Genomic DNA, 19,384 nt, shown 5'->3' on the forward strand with positions numbered 1-19,384 from the left:
TTTATACCAATCGACTTAAATATTTAACCATTCTAGCGGGCTAAATAAAGTGCTAACTGCGTTAGTGATTTTTTATGTAGAACAACTACATGTCAAAATTCCTGCCTTGTTATCACTGTATTTATCTGTCGCTATAAATGGTCAGTAACTTAACACGACAGGTATTATTTTTTTGTTTGCGCGTCTAATGATTGACCATTGACGTCTTTTGAATCATCACTCATTAAGTATAAATAAGTTGGCATTAAGTCTTCAGGGCAGGCTAGTTTATCGCGATCTTCACCTGGATAGACACTGGCACGCATCGCTGTGTGGGTAGCGCCGGGATTAATACAATTTATCCGGATATTCGTTTTACCTACTTCACATGCCCATGTTTGCATCATTCCTTCAACGGCAAATTTTGAAATGGCATACGCGCCCCAAAACTCACGGCCTTGGCGACCAACCCCTGAAGAGGTGAAAATAATTGCAGCACTTGGAGATTTACGTAAAACTGGAAACATATATTTTGTGATCATCGCTTGAGCGGTAACATTCACTTTCATGATGTTATCAAACGTTGATGAACAAAAATGCTCAAGTGGGCCCAGTGAGCCAATTATTCCTGCATTATTGAGCAAGCCATCTAGTTTACCAAATTGCTGTTCAATGGTAGCGCCTAAATCACGAAAGTTTTGTTTGCTTGCACCTTTTAAGTCCATCGGTACAATCGCAGGTTTTGGGCCGCCAATAGCAATGATTTCATCGTATACGGCTTCAAGTTTGCTGGTGGTTTTACCCAATAAAATAACTGTTGCGCCATGTTTTGCATAAGTTATAGCTGCAACACGGCCAATGCCGTCACCTGCACCAGTTACTAAGATCACTTTGTCTTGTAGGGCATTGTCAGCCGCTTTATAGGTTTGCATAATAAAGGTCCAAAAAGTCAATTTGGTTAATTTTAACATAGCAAAACACCAAGTTATCGAATTTATTGCAAAATAAGGTGGCGAAACTTGAAACTTTACGTTAACTTTAACTGGTCTAATGTCTTATTAATAAGCTAATTACATTATTTTAACTAAATATTACGAGAAAATTTAAAAGAATTAGTAACATAATTAGCTACACTTATTTATCAACACACATAAAAAAAAGATTACGTGCGGAGCAAACAATATGAAAAAAATGCTACTCTCACTTGCAATTACAGCTGCACTAGCTGGTTGTGGCGGCGGTGAAACATTAGAAGATGTTAAAAATGATACACCACCGGTTATACCTGCTGCTACGGTGAAGTTTGACCCTGCAAATGGGGTTATTTCAGTACCAAATGACTTATTAATGAGTGGTACAAAAGATGGCACTCTAAACATTCCTAAAGAACTTGATGGCAATGGGGTGTCAATTACACGTGCAGAATACGCAAATCCTAGCTTTGCATTAGGTGCACTGGATGGCTGGTCTAGCCAAGTTCCTTATAAAGTAGATCTTACCTTTCCTGCGAATGTTAGCCTTGATGAAAGTTCGGCTGGTGCGCTGGGATCTGTTCGTATTTTTGAAGTTGTTATGGGCGCTAGCTTAACGGATGCAGATTGCGCAGCCGTACCAGCAGGAGCCGGATGTAAATTATTAGGTGAATTAACCTTTGGGGTTGATTTCATCACTAAAGCAAGTGGCAATGCGGTTGCTATTATTCCATTAAAACCGTTTAAAGCTGGCAGCTCGTATATAAATGTGCTGACAACTGAGCTTAAAGACTCATTAGGGCGTTCCATTAAGCCATCATCAACGTATGGTTTAGTGAGTGGAGAAACTCCGCTGATCACTGAGAGCCAATTAGCCTTACAAGGAGTGGTTAATAGCTATGAAAATGTGGTCACGTCAGGTGGCACTATTAGTAAAGATGATATTATTTTTAGTGGAGCGATGACGATTCAGTCGGTAGGTCCGGTACTTGGAACAATTAAAAAGTTACTAGCAGCGAGCTTACAAAATCCAGCTTTGCCAAAACCACAGGTACAAATACCAGAGCAGGATATGCTGACAGTAGCTGAAGTGCTTCTTAGTGATCCTGACATAACTAATGTGTCACCAGCATTTAATGGGGTGCAGTACCAAAGAGGCAGTGTGACACTGGCTATGTATTTATCTCAACCAGAAGGGAAAGAAATTTCAAAGTTGGCTGATACATACTGGCAAGGCATGTGTTCAAGCCCTGTTGCCGTACTTAATCAGCAAGCAGCGGATCAAGCACTGCGCGACGCAGGAAAAGAAGATGAAATTGATCCAACAATGTTTGGTATTGGTCCATATGAGCAGCTCTGCCAAGGTTTAAGTGAAGGAAAGCTACACGATTACCCAAAAATTGACATTACTCGTCACTTAACGAAATATAACCCGCTCCCTAAAATGCAAAGCCTGCAAGAAGTGCCTGTACAGATAACAAAACCTATTCTGCCTGTGATAAACGCTATCAGGACACAAACTCTTGGTATGCCGGCACTTGAAATGCCAGCGGGTGGTTGGCCTGTTGTTATTATGCAACATGGCATTACTTCAAAAAAAGAGCACATGCTGGCGTTAACGGCTAGTTTAGCGATTCAAGGTTTTGCAACGGTTGCCATAGATCACCCTGTGCATGGTGAGCGTGGCATTGACGTGGATGAGGATGGTAAAGACGACTTTAATGCGACTAAAGGGGAGGGATCTGTACTTGCGTACATGAACTTGCAATCATTACTCGTTGCGCGTGACAATTTAAGGCAGTCTGCGGCTGATTTACTAGCATTGCGTCTAGGCCTCAATTTTGTTGATGATACATCACTCAACACCTCTGACGTAGTGTTTATCGGCCATTCACTTGGCTCAGTAGTTGCTCCTGCTTTTGTTGCTCAAGCAAATGCACCTTTTGATAGCCAAGTTGATGGCTTGTTTAAAATCAATAGTGTCGCACTCGCTAGCGGTGGTGGTGGGATAGCTAGCTTTTTATTAGAATCGGCGAGTTTTGGCCCATTTGTGCAAGGCTCTGTATTGCTATCAGCTGGGACGTCTGAATCAGCTGAGTTTCAAACTTATAGAGAGGGTCCTGCTGTATCAAACTGTGGTGAAGCAGCGCCAACGAACGAGAGTATTTCATGTGGTTATGGCGAATATTACACTTCGTTAAAGGCAGCTGGTGAAATGACTAAGCTTGCTAAGATTCAAGGTATTTTGAGTCAGTTCTCATTTGCAGCACAGACGGCTCTTGATAGCGGCGATCCAACAAACTATGCATCAGCTATAAAAGCGCTTGGCACACCTGTTTATATGAATGTGGTTGTAGGTGATGGTGAAGCTAATGGCAATAAACCAGATCAAGTGATCCCACCAATGACTGCAAATAACCCAATTGCAGGCTCACTGCCTCTTGCTAACTTAATGGGCTTAACGACAGTAACCCAGACGCAAACGCCTACTGAGGATGGTATGAGCTATTTAGTTAAATTTACCAAAGGGCATCACAGCTCAGTGCTTAGCCCAGATCCTGATGCAGGTGCAACGGCTGAAGAAAGCGCAGCCACGACAACTGAAATGCAATTACAGATTGCGACTTATTTGGTCACCCGAGGGAGAGCGTTATCTATTCAAAATACTGAGATTGTCACTGACTAACTTTCTAGAGTATTAAAATAAATGAAAAGCCACTGAAAAGTGGCTTTTTTTTGTTTCAATGGTAAATTAGACGAAATTTTTGTTTGGAGAATACGATTGGAATTTCTATATGAGTACGGGCTGTTTCTAGCTAAAACGGCGACGTTTGTGATTGCCGTTGCAGCAGTAATATTAATTAGTGTCGCTGCAGCAATAAAGCCTAAAAGTAAAAAAGGTGAGATTGAGATTGATGATATTTCTGAGCAGTTAGATGATTTGAAAAATGATTTTATTGAAAGCACCTTATCTAAAAAAGCATTAAAAGCACACCATAAAGCACAAAAGAGTGACGCTAAAAAAGCCAATGATGAAGATATCAAACCACGATTATACGTCATTGATTTTAATGGCAGTATGGATGCTCACGAAGTCGATAGTTTGCGTGAGGAAATTACCGCAATTGTTGCAATTGCCAATCCTGAGCAAGATAAAGTGTTGGTTAGGCTAGAAAGTGGTGGCGGGGTGGTTCATGGCTATGGACTTGCTGCTTCTCAGCTACAACGCATTAAAAATAGAGGTATCCACCTTACGGTTGCGATTGATAAAGTTGCTGCCAGTGGTGGTTACATGATGGCCTGTGTAGCTGATGAAATTGTTGCTGCACCGTTCGCTATTGTTGGCTCTATTGGTGTGATAGCACAAATTCCAAATTTTAATAAAATTCTGAAGAAAAATGATGTTGATTTTGAACAAATCACTGCGGGTGAGTTTAAACGTACTCTAACTTTATTTGGTGAAAATACAGATAAAGCACGGGAAAAGTTTAAAGAAGAAATAGAGCAAACCCATGACTTATTCAAACAGTTTGTCAGTAGTCAACGGCCAAGTTTAGATGTTAACTTAGTGGCAACTGGTGAGCACTGGTTTGCGACTCAGGCGCTTGAAAAAGGTCTAGTAGATAGCATAGAAACCAGTGATGACACATTGCTTAAGTATCAAGATGAGCGACAAATATATAAAATTAAATACAAAGTTAAAAAGAGCTTAAGCGATAAGTTTGCTATCGGGTTGAGTAACACTGTTAACAAAACTGGTATATCATTATTGTCTCGTTTTAAAGGGTTAAACCCATAAAGGTTACCGTTGTTAAATGCTAAAAAACCCGCAAATTTGCGGGTTTTTTAGCATTTATACAAGCACAACTTTAGTCAGTTGATTTGTGATAGTCCTCTAAGTCTTTGGCTGCATTTGGGTCGTTAAATACTGCCTCATCTAGTTCACCTTCAGATTTAGCAACCACACATGTCACCATACAATCGCCCGTGACATTGACCGCAGTGCGAGTCATATCAAGTAACCTATCAACGCCAATAATGATGGCAATACCCTCAACAGGTAAACCGACTTGATTAAGTACCATGGCAAGCATGATCAAGCCAACGCCAGGTACGCCAGCTGTGCCTACAGACGCTAAGGTGGCGGTTAAGATCACCATTAAGTAATCTGAAATTGTTAAATCAACACTGAATACTTGTGCGATAAATACCGTAGCCACACCTTGCATGATTGCTGTGCCGTCCATGTTAATCGTGGCACCGAGTGGAATTGTAAATGAAGCAACTGAATTTTTTGCGCCTAATTTTTTAGTGGCTGTTTCGAGTGTTATAGGCATTGTTGCACTTGAGCTTGAAGTACTAAATGCAAATAAACAGGCATGTTTCATTTTTTTCAAAAAGATAATAGGGTTCAATCCAGTTAAAAACTTCAGTAGCAAAGTGTAATTAATGAAGGCATGGAAAAATAGTGCAGCCACCACAACACCAAAATATTTAGCTAAGCTTACTATTAAGTTGAGCTCTATAGTGGTGAAGAGTTTTGCCATTAAGCAGAATACACCATAAGGAGCCACGTTCATCAATAAGGTAACTAACTTTAAGATCACGGTGTTTAAATCTTCAAAAACAACCGCTACTCGTTTACCTGCACTACCGCTTAGTGCCATGGCAATACCAAATAGTAATGCAAATACGATAACCTGTAACATGTTACCACTGGCCATGGCATCAATTGGGTTGGTTGGAAACATGCTGATAATTACTTGTGCAAGGGTCGGGGCTTCTTTTGCACTGTAGGTGGCTTCAGTTGGTAAATTAATCCCTTCGCCTGGGTTTACTAATAAGGCTAAGGTAATTGCAACAGTGATCGCAATAGCAGTAGTAACAAGGTATAGGCCGATTGATTTGCCGCCTAATCGTCCTAATTTTTTCGGGTCACTTAAACTACATGTACCACAAACGAGTGATACAAAGACTAGTGGCACCACTAACATTTTCAAACTGGCGATAAATATTTGTCCACCAATATGAAATAAACCATCAACAAAAAAGCCTTTAATTGGCAAAGAGAATAATCCAAGTGGGATTAGAAAATCGTCTTCGCCAGCTAATATTGCTTGGAAAATAAAGCCTACAGAAACACCCAGAAACATACCTATCATGATACGGGTGGTTAAACTCATTGAACGGATTTTTGACATAGTAACAATCTATTTTTTATAAATTTGCCATAGCCTACCAGCATGTAGATTTTTATACAGAAAAAATCGTTAAATATGAAAAAAAAATAGGGATTAAAAAAACCACAAAAAAGTAATAAAAGTTGTGATTTTCAAGCGTGTTATAGGTTAATATTGAGTAAATGTATTATTTAAATAGTTAATAACAAACGCTAGGGAGAGGGTAATGCCTTTAATGCGATGGCTCAGTGTCATACTGTTGAGTTTTTTAATCACTGCATGTGGTGGTGGTGGATCACTTGAAAAGGATAATGATGGCCTTGATGGAGGGGACATTGATTCTCCTACCTATACACTAAGTATTAATGGTTCGTCAGAAATCACTGGTGAAGCTGCTAATGAGGTTTCTTCAGAACAACGTTTAGTATTAATAGCTCAGTTATTGAAAAATGGCGTAGCAGCACCTAATGTCATAGTCACTTTCACTACTGATGGCGGATATGGCGTGCTTGATCCTAGATCAGGCACTGTCAAAACTGACACTGATGGTAGCGCTAAAATATATCTTTCTGTGGGTAATACAGCTGGCGCAGGCAGCGTTAATGCGTCGGTTACAATTAATGGCGAAACGGTTAATACCTCAGAGCCTTTTACATTTACCTCGACAGGCGAACAAGACAGTACAGCCCAAGACAGTTATACAGTTACTCTTCAAGGTTATAGCCAAGATGCAGGTGCAGCTTCCAGTAGTGTTACAAGTCAAGCGCCTTTAGACTTAAGAGCAACGTTAAAGCAAAATGGCTCAATAGTCGCCGGTAAACGTATTGTCTTCACGCTAGCAGACAGTATTGGCCTGTTACAGCCTACAACTGGCTCCGCATTAACTCAAAATGATGGTGTTGCGACAATTGAACTCACTGCGGGTAAAGATGCGGGAGCAGGTAAAGTGACTGCCACGTATAATGTCGATGGTGATTCTTATTCTGGAACTTTCGATTTTCAGACAACGGGTGGCCAAGGAAGTGATACTGGGGTATCGGGTACGATCACTCTTGAGCTAAATATCTTAGACCAAAATGGAGCGATATTTACATCACAAAATCCAGTTAGTAAAGATAATAAAGGTTTGGTTACCGCTAGATTAGAAGACGATGGTGTTCCACTTGCTTCTCAATTAATCAGTTTTACATCTAAATTTACGGGTAAAATCACCCCTGAATTAGGTACTGCATTAACTGATCAGAACGGTGTAGCCGTAGTGACACTTAGCAGTGGTAACTTTAAAGGAGCAGGCCAGGTTGTTGCAAGCTATGAGTCTGAAAGTGATGAGGTAATAACAAACACAGCCGGCTTTGTGTCAAATGGTGACGATGCACCGGTTGAAAGTGCTCAAGCAGAATTAGATATTAAACTGTTACAGGGGTGTAATGCAAATTGGGATACAAATAGAAATACTATCGCATTAAATCCGTTAGACCCTTCAACGGGTTGTGCAGTGACAAATACATTTTCATCTGATTCTCTAATTGACGTACTCATTAAGGTTGTAGATACCAGTAGTGGTGATGGTATTTCAGGGATTATTACTGAGTTATCTACAGACTTAGGTCAATTACTCCCTGATTCGGGGAAAGCTTTAACTGATAACTTTGGGTTTGCGCTGTTAAAACTACAACCAGGAGCGAGTAGTGGAGCCGGAACTTTAATTGCGACAGCAAAAGATACAAACCTAAATAAAGCATTTTCAATTAGTACGGCAGAATTAAAAATAGCAATTGATAATGGCTTGCCTAATTTATTAGATAACTCAGGTAATCCAATTGAGGGTCAGTATCAGCCACTAGCGGCGGGTGCAACAACCGTAATAACTGTTGAAATTAGAGATACTAATGATAATTTAATCGTAACGCCTTTTGATGTTCAGTTTACATCAAGTTGCGTAGAAAGTGGTAAATCAATTATTGATGGAGCAGTCATCAGTATTGGTGGTGTTGCTACATCAACCTATAGAACAAATGGCTGCAAAAGTGCACAAGGTGATACGGTTATCGCAACAGTATTAACAGGAGGTACGCCTGAAATAGCGTCGGTTAATATTCCTGTTTCTGAAGCTGATGTGGCGTCGGTTGAATTTATTTCAGCAACTCAAAATGTAATTGCATTAAAGGGGACAGGCGGTGTTGGTCGTAAAGAAAACAGCGAACTAACATTTAAATTAATCGATAAAATTGGTCAAGATGTTACTAGTAAACGCTTAGATTTCCGTCTTACTTCTACCAATGGCGGGATCAGTTTATCGCATCACAGTGTTGACACTGATGCTGCTGGTTTAGCGCGAGTTCAAGTGAATTCAGGTTTTGTGCCTATGGCAGTTCGAGTGCAAGCATGTTTTATCCCTGATGGGCAAATACCTGCTGATCAAAATGATGATGTAACGTGCTGGCAAGATGTATACACGCAATGCCAAAAAGCAGAGCCTGATCGTGTTGAAGGTGTCAGCTGTCCAACAGGTAATTTATCGCTGGTGTCATTGGATCAGCAAATTATCACCGTGTCTGATTTACTTTCTATTAGCACAGGGCTTCCTGATAATAATAGTTTTACCGCTTCGATTACTCATTATGCGACAGAAACGCTTCAATATGATAATGAAACGTTTGATATAACAGTGCTCATTGCAGACCATTTTAATAACCCAGTTCCAGATGGTACTTCAGTGTATTTAACAACCGAGGGGGGAGCTATTGGTACTTTAGATGGCGAAGATGGTAACCCTCAGCTAGAGTGCCGCTCGGTTGATGGTGCATGTACGGTGCAATGGCGTAGCCAGAACCCTAGACCTTTTACTGAAGATAAATGGGGAAATAAATTATCAGACTACAACCCTAAAAAGTTGTTACGTGTTAAAGCAAAATATTTGGAGGACGTAGTTGGCGATACAAATCCTACATTTGCACAAAGTAATGCCGTCACACTCTCTCAGTTAAATGCAAATGCAAATTTTGCAGGATTGGTTGAAGAAACACGTAACTGTGATTTATACAGAAATAACCCTGCGCCTTGTATAGATGGGATTTTAAACGCGAACTCTAATGAATTAGGTGTGCCGCTTGGGGCTCGTGCAACAGTGTTAGTTACAGCGAAAGGACAAGAGTCTTTTATTGATATTAATGGTAATGGTCTGTTTGATAGCAATGAGTACTATTCAGGTTATGACTTAAATGAAGCGTTCGTTGATCATAATGAGAGCGGTACTTACGACGGTCTATCAGCAATTTATGATCCAGTGACAGCAGCATTACCGAAAGATGTACAAAGCTGTACAGATGGCTCAGATACAGATCCATGTAGTGAATTTGCAACAAACGGTGCTCATTTTGAGGAACCAATTGGAGATATAGACTCTAATGGTATGCATACGTTGCTAGATGGTAAATATAATGGGTTATTATGTACAGAAGCGGCACAGACTGCCAATATGTGTAATAAAGAACTTATTGATGTGCGCCGTTCATTTGAAGTTATTATGTCCGGCAGCACAGTTTATTACCGCTTTGTAATCGACAAAGAATCATTACGTAATAAGTTTGCTGTTGCGTTAGCTGAAATTGAGTTAGATGACGATGGTAATCCAACTGGTAATCTTTCAGTCAATGCTTTAGGAGTAGCCAATAGTATTAATAGTTGTACAGACATCACTAATCAATATGAGGTTGCATCTGAAGTGATTCTTGGTCTTGAGGAAAGTGTTAACGATCAAACCTGTGATATTACAGAGATCAATATTGCAAGCTATGATGCGGGAGTTCAGTTAGCGTCGTTATCTTTTAATTTTTATTACTCTGATATTTACAACAACCCATTAGCTGCGGATACAAATGTTGAAATAAGTACAGAGAACGGAGATTACAGTGGTACAAACGGGTTTGTGATTGGCAATTCTTCTGTAACAAATGCCGCAGTTGTTGGCCTTTCTATCAGTCGTGAAGCTGAGCCAAATAAAAAATCTGTCGGATTTTTAAAGCTGTCATTCACTTCACCTAAAGATAATAATACCACTGCACAATTACAAATTAGTGATGATGGTTAGCTAGTTTTAAACATTTAAATAAAATAAATGCCAACCATAAGGTTGGCATTTTTGTTGCTATTCTATATATTCCACTGCAAATACCTTAAAACACCGTTTTGTCTAAATTAACGGCAATAATTGTTTAATTAATCATTAAAAACAGAAAAGTTTGTATTAAAAGCTTGTAACAATTGGTGTTTGTAGATATACCTATAAATATTCGCGCTCGTAAATGGGCAAAACACATTTAAAATACTTGGTTAGAAATAGGCAACTATGGGCAAATCGCTAGTAATTGTAGAGTCTCCTGCTAAGGCTAAAACAATTAATAAATATTTAGGAAACGATTTTATCGTCAAGTCCTCTATTGGGCATGTTCGAGATCTTCCTACCTCAGGTTCAGGCAAAACCAAAACGGCTGCTGTTAAAACGCCTGCAGAGGTGCGTAAAATGGCACCAGAAGAAAAGGCCGCGTATAAAAAACAGCGTGATTATACTAACTTAGTTGCTCGAATGGGCATTGATCCAGATAAAGGCTGGCAGCCACATTACGAAGTATTACCAGGTAAAGAAAAAGTTGTTCAAGAATTACAAAAGCTTGCTGAAAATGCAGACCAAATCTATCTCGCAACGGATTTGGATAGAGAAGGGGAAGCGATTGCTTGGCACCTGCAAGAGATAATTGGTGGCGAGCCAGAAAAGTATAAGCGCGTAGTATTTAATGAGATCACTAAAAATGCCATTCAGGCTGCCTTTGAAGCACCTGGAGAACTAAATACCGATATGGTCTATGCCCAGCAGACTCGTCGATTTTTAGACCGTGTGGTTGGTTTTATGGTGTCGCCATTATTATGGGCTAAAGTTGCCCGCGGTTTATCTGCTGGCCGTGTACAGTCTGTTGCAGTACGTTTATTAGTGGAGCGAGAGCGCGAGATAAAAGCATTTATCCCTGAGGAATTCTGGGATATTCATGCGGATGTTAAAAATACCGAATCTAAACTTCGTTTAGAAGTCGTTAAACAAGGCGATAAAGCCTTTAAACCTGTTAATGAAGCCCAAGCTATGGCTGCAACCGCGGCACTAGAAAAGGCTGAATATAAAGTTATCAGCGTTGAAGAAAAGCCAAGTAAAAGTCGCCCGAGTGCGCCACTTATTACTTCAACCATGCAACAAGCAGCCAGTACGCGTTTAGGTTATGGTGTTAAAAAGACCATGATGTTAGCACAGCGCTTGTATGAAGCAGGTTATATCACTTATATGCGTACTGACTCGACGAATTTGTCGAAAGATGCGGTGGCTATGTGCCGTGATTATGTAAGCGAGCAATACGGCGATAAGTATTTACCGAAAGAGCCTATCAATTATAGCTCTAAAGGAAATGCACAAGAAGCGCATGAAGCGATCCGCCCGTCAAGTGTGACGGTATTGTCTGGTCATTTAGATGGTGTAGACCCTGATGCTAAAAAACTTTATGAGCTAATTTGGCGCCAATTTGTTGCTTGTCAGATGGTTGCTGCAGAATATGATTTAACTACCTTAACGGTGAACGCTGCTGATTTTCAGCTCAAAGCAAAAGGCCGTGTACTTCGTTTTGATGGTTGGACTCGAGTACAACCTGCCGTTCGTAAGAAAAATGAAGAAGACCAATCTCTGCCAGCAATAAAAGAAGGCGAGATATTAAGCCTTGTTGAACTTGATCCTAAACAGCATTTTACCAAGCCGCCAGCGCGTTTTAGTGAAGCGAGTTTAGTTAAAGAGCTTGAAAAACGTGGTATTGGTCGCCCATCTACGTATGCCTCTATTATCTCAACAATTCAAGATCGTGGCTATGTACGGGTTGAAAACCGACGTTTCTTTGCAGAAAAAATGGGTGAGATTGTTACTGATAGATTAGTTGAGAATTTTACTGATCTGATGAACTTTGACTTCACTGCAAAAATGGAAGGCCGTTTAGATGATATCGCTGAAGGTGAGCGCGTTTGGACTCAAGTACTTGATAAATTTTACGCTGATTTTTCTACTCAATTGACTTTAGCTAGTGGCGAAGAAGAAGAAGGTGGGATGCGTAAAAATGAAATGGTCGAAACTGATATTGACTGCCCAACTTGTGGCAGAAAAATGGGTATTCGCACCGCTTCAACAGGGGTATTCTTAGGCTGTACTGGTTATAACTTACCACCTAAAGAGCGCTGTACTACAACGATGAATTTAGTGTCAGGTGACGAAGCGGTTGCTGCTGATGTTGAAGATGTTGAAACAGAAACGTTAATGCAAATGAAGCGCTGCCCAATTTGTGAAACGGCGATGGATTCTTACCTTATCGATGAAACTCGCAAATTACATGTCTGTGGTAACAACCCTGCATGTAAAGGCTATGTAGTCGAGCAGGGCACGTTTAAAATCAAGGGTTATGATGGCCCTATCATTGAATGTGATAAATGTTCATCAGATATGCAACTTAAGTCAGGACGTTTTGGTAAATATTTTGGCTGTAGTAATGATGAGTGTAAAAACACCCGTAAATTACTGCGTAACGGCGAAGCAGCGCCACCAAAAGAAGACCCAGTACAACTACCAGAGCTTGAGTGTGAGAAATCTGATGCGTACTTTGTGCTACGTGATGGTGCTGCCGGTATTTTCTTAGCAGCGAATACCTTTCCTAAATCACGGGAAACGCGTGCTCCTAAAGTAGAAGAGCTACAGCGTTTTAGAGATCGTATCTCACCTAAGTTTTATTACCTTGCGGATGCACCAGTAAAAGATCCTGATGGTAACTTAGCAGTTGTTCGCTATAGCCGTAAGAATAAAGAACAATATGTAATGACTGAGGTTGACGGTAAAGCAACTGGTTGGACTGCGCATTTCAATGCAGGAAAGTGGGTTGAAGAGGCAAAGAAGAAAGCCGCAGCTAAGAAAAAACCAGCCGCTAAAAAGGCACCAGTCAAGAAAGCAGCACCTAAAAAAGCCGCTGCAAAAACAAAAAAGGACGCTGAGTAGAATACTAAGCTCTGAAAACAAAAAAACCGGAATGCACACCCTTGTGTCAATTCCGGTTTTTTTATATCAAAAATTATACCTTTAGAGGTATTTTGAGATTAGATTTTTACGTCAGTGACTTTTTTATAGCCTTCAGATCCAAGCTCATCATTAACGCATTTTAAAACGTATGGTTTAAGCTCTTCATTGCTGATGTCGTCGTCTTTAGCCCAGTTTAAACACATTTCAGTATATTCTTTAATTGTTTCGGCGGAAGCGTCAACAGCATCGTCAGCAACAGCAAAAGTTGCATAAACTGCAAATAATGGCGCTACGATAAGCGCTAGCAATGCTTTTTTCATTCGTATATTCCTAAAAATGTAGTGACTGTTGGTTTATATTCAAAAACAACAGTGATCCAATCAAGCAACATGCTGTTGGTAAGTGATTTTTAAACGAAATGACAATAAAAGATAACGAAATATTTTTATCGTAAAGACAAATATAACGTAATTTAAATAGGGCAGGGGTTTTAACCCTAGTTGATAAAGCTCTCCTCGCTGGTTTATTGTTGATCATAATTTTTAGTGGCGATGAAAATTTTGTTTCTAAATTAAACATCGATAATCATGAAGATCGCCCTGCATGGATGGGTAAAGTAGGCTTTTCTGGTCTTAAAATGAAATTGATCAGCGCAATTGTTGCCATCTCCGCAGTCGAACTGTTAAAAGTGTTTATAAGCTCTCCAACTCACTCAGGTGATGAGTTGATGTGGAAAGTAATAATCCATGCTACTTTTGTGATATCTGGTGTGCTATTAGCCTATATGTTTTGTTATTTAAAGATACTCAACCATATAGCCTTTAAACTCGGTTCTTTTGCGTACATATTCATACTTTAGATACGGTTCATGATGAAGTAAAACGACGGATAATTTCGCTTTAATGAGCGGTATGATTTAGTCACTTAGGGTGCAAACCTTCGCCATTATAGGCATAATGTTCGTGATATTTCACGAATTTGGTGTACTGCAATGATAAAACAATTTTTAGACGATCCAAGCTTGTTATTAAATGCCGTTGGTGAGGGTATATATGGCTTTGATTTAAGTGGTAATGCGGTATTTGTTAATCCCGCTGCTGAACGCATGACAGGGTGGCATGCTGATGAGTTACTAGGTAAAAAAATTCATCAGTACCATCACCATAGTCATGCTGATGGACAGCCATATCCAGCCGATGAATGTCAAATTTATTGCACTATGTTTGATGGAGAACATCGTCATGTTAAAGATGAAGTATTTTGGCGTAAAGATGGCAGCTGTTTTGCTGTGGAATATACATCAACCCCAGTATATAAAGATCAGCAATTGATTGGTGCAGTCGCGGTATTTCGCGATGTTTCAAAGCAGCAACAAACAGAGCAAGCTTTACGAGATGCACTAACGCAGGTCAATCACTTAAGTGAGCAATTAAAAGAACAAAATAGCTATTTGATAGCAGAACTCAATGAAGATTGGCAAGAGTCTGGTTTAGTTGGTAAAAGTCATATTTTTCAAACTATGTTAGAGCAAATAAAACTTGTTAGCCCAACTGACAGCACAGTATTGATATTAGGCGAGAACGGTACGGGTAAAGAGCTCGTCGCTCGCAATTTGCACCGCTTAAGCGCACGTAGTCAACAATCGTTCATTAAGGTCAATTGCGCCGCATTTACGCCAAGCTTGCTTGAATCAGAGTTATTTGGACATGAAAAGGGGGCTTTTACGGGGGCTAAAGAGCACCGTAAAGGACGTTTTGAGTTGGCTAATAATGGCACCATTTTTTTGGACGAAATTGGTGAGCTTGCTCTTGAAGCGCAAAGTAAGTTGTTACGGGTCTTGCAAGAGCATGAATTTGAACGTGTTGGGAGTAGTCAAACACGTAAAATTAATATTCGTGTAATTGCTGCGACTAATCGTGATTTATGGGCCATGGTGCAATCAGGGCGCTTTAGAATTGATTTATATTATCGACTAAACGTATTTCCAATCACCGTTCCACCACTGAGAGAGCGTAAAGAAGATATTCCATACTTGTGCAGTAATTTGATTGCGCAATTAAATAAACGTCTTGGTAAACAGCTCAAAGGACTCAGTGAAAAAGCTATTACACAGCTGCAAGCTTATGATTGGCCAGGTAATATTCGTGAATTACAGAATGTACTAGAGCGAGAGGCTATTTTATCAAAGCAGTCTGTATTGCAGTTATCGCAGCCACTAGATGCTAATGCTAGCACTAACCTAAACACGGATCTGAGTTTTGACGAAGCGCAGAGACAGCATATCATCGCAGTATTAGAATTATCAAATTGGCAAATTTCAGGCTGTGAAGGTGCGGCAGTTAAATTAGGGATGCCAGAGAGTACGTTACGATCAAAAATGCGTAAGTTGGCCATCGCTAAAAATCGCTAAATTTCGCGCACCTCGTTAAATATCGCGACGGAAATAGCTATTCAAAATTAAAAGTCATTAATATTCAACAGGTTAAATATCTTTCAGTTTGGTCTGAAACTTGCAAACTTACGAGCCTAACCGTCACAGTAAGTAGCAATTATGAAATTTGATATTAAAGAAGAAGATATGATCATCAAGCCCTATAACCATGAAGGGCCAATTTATATTCGTGAACAAAAAGGATTTTTCCAGCGTATTCGCCGTAACCTTGGTTGGTTACTCATGCTTACATTCGTTCTTATTCCTTGGATCCCATACCATGGTCAGCAAGCAGTATTGCTCGATGTTGCAAGTCAAAAGTTTACTATTTTTGGCCTGACCTTATTGCCTCAGGATTTTATGATCTTGGCGTTGTTATTTATGTTGGGCGCCTTTGCGTTATTTTTTGTTACCAATTGGCTTGGCCGTGTATGGTGTGGTTATACATGCCCACAAACTATTTGGATGCTGATGTTTTCATGGGTAGAGCAACGTATTGAAGGAACACGTAATCAACGTATCAAGTTAGACAAATCCGCGTGGACGTTGTCAAAATGGCAGAAAAAAACACTCAAACACAGTGCTTGGTTAATCATATCCTTGTTTACTGCGACGTCATTTATGGCTTATTTTATTCCTGCTAAAAGTTTGTATGGGGATATGTTTACGCTGCAGTGGTCAGGCATCACTAGTTTTTGGGTATTTTTGTTTGCATTTTGTACGTATGGAAATGCTGGTTTTTTAAGAGAAAAAATGTGCACCGTTGCTTGTCCATATTCACGGTTTCAGGCAGTAATGTTTGATAAAGATACCTTACTTGTGACTTACGATAGTGCGCGAGGGGAGAATCGGGGTCCTCGCAAACGTAAAGCCGATCCGAAAGCATTAGATTTAGGTGATTGCGTAGATTGCAAGTTATGTGTGGAAGTATGCCCTGCAGGGATTGATATTCGCAACGGAATACAATATGAATGTATTAACTGTGGTTTATGTATCGATGCTTGTGATGATACGATGGATAAATTTGGTTATCAAAAAGGCTTAATAAAGTATGCAAGCGAAAAACAGATGGCTGGCGAGCACACTAACCCATATCGATTAAAACTCGTCGGTTATGGAACGCTAACGGTTTTATTAATGGTTAGTATGCTAGCGTGGTTAGTTCAACGAACACCTATCGAAGTGTCAATATTACGTGACCGTAATGCATTATACCGAGTAAATTATGAGGGCTTAGTTGAAAACCCTTACACCCTGACAATTATTAATAAAACACAGCAGTTAATGCATTACCGAGTAGCGATTACCGGTCTTGATGTGGCTAAGTTGCAGAGCCCTCAGCTAACAGCCGTCGAGCCTGGCCAAATGAAGCGCATCCCGGTCACTGTTGTTGCCGATGGCTATGATTTACCAAATAAACTTAATGAACTTGATTTTGTGATCACAGCCGAAGAAGACCACGCTATTAAGACATCAATAAACAGCGTATTTTACCGTAACTAAGTTATGCAGTGTGAAATTGAGCTGTTTTATCGGCCATTGTCTGGTTAACAAAGGTTTTAGCTTGCGCTAAACATTTAAACAGACGATGGCGTACATCCACGCTAAGACCTGCATTGTGAAAAATGCGTTGCATTTGATTGATCACGATAGCTGAATCAAAAATATAGGCGCTAACAATGCATCTATTACGAACCATGGCAGAGGCTAACAGTGTAAGTTGTTGCTCTGCCTGGGGAGTTGCAGCCAGTAGATTTTGAGAATTACAGATATATCCCCAGGGTTTATTGCCAAGCTGATTAACTTGTTCAAATAAGCCATTGGTAAACGCGGTCACTAAACCTGCATTAAGATTACCGTAAAAATCAGCAATAATAATATTTTGCTCGCGTTGTAAAGTAACCTGCCCATGTCTATTGCTAAATTTCAACGTGCTTCCTTGTGAGAAAATTTAAGAGCGCGAATTTTATACAATTTAAACGCAGAGTCTAGGTATTTTTTAGTTTTTTATAAATTTGCATTAATTAATCAGTGAACAATATATCACCAGATTAATAATGTCAGAATAGAGCCTAACAATAATTACTAATAGGCTCTAGCGATAATTATTGTGTCAGCAGGTGATCCAATGCACCTTTAATTGCAGCAACTTGAGCTGTAATACAGAGCTCCTCCGTTGCCGTTGGACTATCAGGGTACACTTCAGTTGTCGTGACATACTGTGCATCTGTAAAGCCCATGCATAAACCGAGTTCTCGTGCTGCGTAATTGATCACACCATGTTGCTCTAATGGCACTCCAATTAGTTGATTGTTTTCATCACAGGGAGCGATTTGAGTCACTTTAGCGACAGCATCAATAATCATTTTTTGAAATTGCGGTTCAGGTTTATTGCTATCAGCGACAAGGTAGAAACCATCAGGAATATTCCAATTAGTGTTCACCTTACCATCACGAGCTGCAAGAGCAGGGCGAAACTCACTGTTGTCAGTGTCAGTTGTTTCATGTAGATCAATATGCGCTAATAAAGGTATATTTTGTGCTTTAATATAATTGATTAGTGCTGCTGACTCTGGCGCTGGGCTTGGTGAGTAAAACGAACGGTTAGGATCTATGGCTGCTGGATTCCAACGATTAATGGTTTCATATCCCCACGGGCTAATACAAGGAGCAACCAGTAAGTTAAACTCTTTAGCATATTTCATACCTAGCGTTTTCATAAAATGCAATGCGCCATGAACACCGCTTGTTTCATAGCCATGTACGCCACCGGTGATCAATATGTTTGGTTTATTCGATGCCCACTGTTTTGATTTAATAATAAAGAGGGGATAGCGAGTAGGATCAAAACTAAGTGCGCCATATTGTTCAACCTCGAAATCATTATCCAGTTCGTTGATTAAAGTTACGACTTGTGATTGATAACTGCGTTTAATAGTTTGTTGGTCAAACCAACACTGTTTATCTTTATCATTCCAAGGCGTGCCTTGAGTACCTATTAGATAGTTATTTTCGCTCATAGAACCTTCATTTATTACAATAAAAGTTTAGCTTATCGCTGTGCTAACCTCACTGCAACTAGCTGCGACTAAAACACAGTTGGGAATTATCAATATTAAGGTTTATAAGCTGTTATGTGGGCTCATATAAATTGGCATTTTGGCGCTTGTGGGCTTCGAATAAGTAGGCTCTCAGATGTTCTTTCCCTTGATGAATATGAGTGATCTTGGCGGCTATGCCTTGCTTACTAAAGCGTACAGGCTCGATGTCTATAGTAATATTTCTCTTGTTTGGCAGGGTTAACATTATTTGTTGATCAATCTCTAAAGGAGCTTTTTTAGTCGTTGATTTTAGAAAAAGTCCAGTACTTGAGATTGATTCCACTTCAAAGCCTTGGCTCTGAATGTTGAGGTTCCCGCCACGCCAACAGCGTTTTATTCCTTTAGTGTCGATGACTTCAGGTGCGCTTAATATTGGGGTCAAAACGCCTATTTTATCAATTTTTATTTCAAGTGGAAACCACAATTGATAATCACCAACTTCAGCCAGTAGTGTTAATTTTGTATTGTTTAGTAAATTGGCAATATTGGCAGGGATAGCGCTTTGCAATGTGAGTGTATGATTTTCATTCAATTTTGCAGGGGCCGTCACTTGGAAAAGATCCGATATAAAATTTAGTTCTTCATTGGTCATATCCATATAGCAGCTGATCCCATGCACGCGATTATGTAGT

Annotated in this window: 12 protein-coding genes and 1 pseudogene; 7 read left to right on the forward strand and 6 right to left on the reverse strand. The window is 39.9% G+C overall.

The genetic code is table 11. The features are described from left to right. Positions 1 to 164: 164 nt before the first annotated feature. On the reverse strand, positions 165 to 911 hold the full coding sequence (locus J7338_RS07775; protein WP_210796533.1) for a YciK family oxidoreductase: 747 nt from the start codon (positions 909 to 911) through the stop codon (positions 165 to 167). Positions 912 to 1,161: 250 nt separating this feature from the next. Between J7338_RS07775 and J7338_RS07780 the strand changes: the two genes are divergently transcribed. Continuing rightward, positions 1,162 to 3,636 carry a VolA/Pla-1 family phospholipase gene (locus J7338_RS07780; RefSeq protein WP_210796515.1) on the forward strand — a complete coding sequence of 825 codons (2,475 nt, stop codon included), beginning with the start codon at positions 1,162 to 1,164 and terminating at the stop codon, positions 3,634 to 3,636. A gap of 96 nt (positions 3,637 to 3,732) precedes the next feature. Beyond that, on the forward strand, positions 3,733 to 4,749 hold the full coding sequence (sohB, locus tag J7338_RS07785; RefSeq protein ID WP_210796516.1) for a protease SohB: 1,017 nt from the start codon (positions 3,733 to 3,735) through the stop codon (positions 4,747 to 4,749). 70 nt (positions 4,750 to 4,819) lie between these two features. Here sohB and J7338_RS07790 read toward each other — a convergent pair whose 3' ends face one another. After that, positions 4,820 to 6,151 (reverse strand): dicarboxylate/amino acid:cation symporter, encoded by a 1,332-nt coding sequence (locus J7338_RS07790; protein ID WP_210796517.1) that lies wholly within the window; start codon positions 6,149 to 6,151, stop codon positions 4,820 to 4,822. 205 nt (positions 6,152 to 6,356) lie between these two features. On the opposite strand from J7338_RS07790, the gene J7338_RS07795 reads away from it, so the two are divergent. Together J7338_RS07795 and topA are read left to right on the forward strand one after the other, a co-directional pair. Next, a complete protein-coding gene (locus J7338_RS07795) occupies positions 6,357 to 10,220 on the forward strand; it encodes an Ig-like domain-containing protein (protein ID WP_210796518.1) in 3,864 nt (1,287 codons plus the stop codon). Positions 10,221 to 10,478: 258 nt separating this feature from the next. Further along, the gene (gene topA / locus J7338_RS07800; protein ID WP_210796519.1) at positions 10,479 to 13,199 is read left to right on the forward strand and encodes a type I DNA topoisomerase; all 2,721 of its coding nucleotides are present in this window, start codon (positions 10,479 to 10,481) and stop codon (positions 13,197 to 13,199) included. Positions 13,200 to 13,297: 98 nt separating this feature from the next. On the opposite strand, the gene J7338_RS07805 is transcribed toward topA, so the two are convergent. Then, positions 13,298 to 13,540 carry a hypothetical protein gene (locus tag J7338_RS07805; RefSeq protein WP_210796520.1) on the reverse strand — a complete coding sequence of 81 codons (243 nt, stop codon included), beginning with the start codon at positions 13,538 to 13,540 and terminating at the stop codon, positions 13,298 to 13,300. Between the two features lie 164 nt (positions 13,541 to 13,704). Here J7338_RS07805 and J7338_RS07810 point away from each other — a divergent pair. The 3 genes and pseudogenes from J7338_RS07810 to ccoG all read left to right on the forward strand — a co-directional run. Then, positions 13,705 to 14,079: pseudogene (locus J7338_RS07810) on the forward strand (YqhA family protein); the annotation flags it as partial. A gap of 132 nt (positions 14,080 to 14,211) precedes the next feature. Continuing rightward, positions 14,212 to 15,630, forward strand: coding sequence for a sigma-54 interaction domain-containing protein (locus tag J7338_RS07815; protein WP_210796521.1), 1,419 nt, complete (start codon positions 14,212 to 14,214; stop codon positions 15,628 to 15,630). A gap of 141 nt (positions 15,631 to 15,771) precedes the next feature. Next, positions 15,772 to 17,154, forward strand: a complete 1,383-nt coding sequence (gene ccoG, locus J7338_RS07820; RefSeq protein WP_210796522.1) for a cytochrome c oxidase accessory protein CcoG — start codon at positions 15,772 to 15,774, stop codon at positions 17,152 to 17,154. 1 nt (position 17,155) lies between these two features. Here the strand turns inward: ccoG and J7338_RS07825 are convergent, their stop codons facing one another. The 3 genes from J7338_RS07825 to J7338_RS07835 form a co-directional block, all read right to left on the reverse strand. Continuing rightward, on the reverse strand, positions 17,156 to 17,581 hold the full coding sequence (locus J7338_RS07825) for a hypothetical protein (protein ID WP_210796523.1): 426 nt from the start codon (positions 17,579 to 17,581) through the stop codon (positions 17,156 to 17,158). A gap of 175 nt (positions 17,582 to 17,756) precedes the next feature. After that, entirely contained in the window at positions 17,757 to 18,671 is a 915-nt protein-coding gene (locus tag J7338_RS07830; RefSeq protein ID WP_210796524.1) for a M14 family metallopeptidase, read from the reverse strand. A gap of 112 nt (positions 18,672 to 18,783) precedes the next feature. Further along, positions 18,784 to 19,384: hypothetical protein (locus J7338_RS07835; protein WP_338109320.1), on the reverse strand; the 601-nt coding region annotated here is incomplete at its 5' end.

Source organism: Pseudoalteromonas ostreae, assembly GCF_018069805.1.
In the GTDB taxonomy this organism is placed as follows: Bacteria; Pseudomonadota; Gammaproteobacteria; order Enterobacterales; family Alteromonadaceae; genus Pseudoalteromonas; species Pseudoalteromonas ostreae.

Bases quoted from the DNA above. Each gene is read 5' to 3' on its own strand.
- J7338_RS07775 (WP_210796533.1), bottom strand. From the start codon at position 911: ATGCAAACCTATAAAGCGGCTGACAATGCCCTACAAGACAAAGTGATC.
- J7338_RS07780 (WP_210796515.1), top strand. From the start codon at position 1,162: ATGAAAAAAATGCTACTCTCACTTGCAATTACAGCTGCACTAGCTGGT.
- J7338_RS07790 (WP_210796517.1), bottom strand. From the start codon at position 6,151: ATGTCAAAAATCCGTTCAATGAGTTTAACCACCCGTATCATGATAGGT.
- J7338_RS07795 (WP_210796518.1), top strand. From the start codon at position 6,357: ATGCCTTTAATGCGATGGCTCAGTGTCATACTGTTGAGTTTTTTAATC.
- topA (WP_210796519.1), top strand. From the start codon at position 10,479: ATGGGCAAATCGCTAGTAATTGTAGAGTCTCCTGCTAAGGCTAAAACA.
- J7338_RS07805 (WP_210796520.1), bottom strand. From the start codon at position 13,540: ATGAAAAAAGCATTGCTAGCGCTTATCGTAGCGCCATTATTTGCAGTT.
- J7338_RS07815 (WP_210796521.1), top strand. From the start codon at position 14,212: ATGATAAAACAATTTTTAGACGATCCAAGCTTGTTATTAAATGCCGTT.
- ccoG (WP_210796522.1), top strand. From the start codon at position 15,772: ATGAAATTTGATATTAAAGAAGAAGATATGATCATCAAGCCCTATAAC.
- J7338_RS07830 (WP_210796524.1), bottom strand. From the start codon at position 18,671: ATGAGCGAAAATAACTATCTAATAGGTACTCAAGGCACGCCTTGGAAT.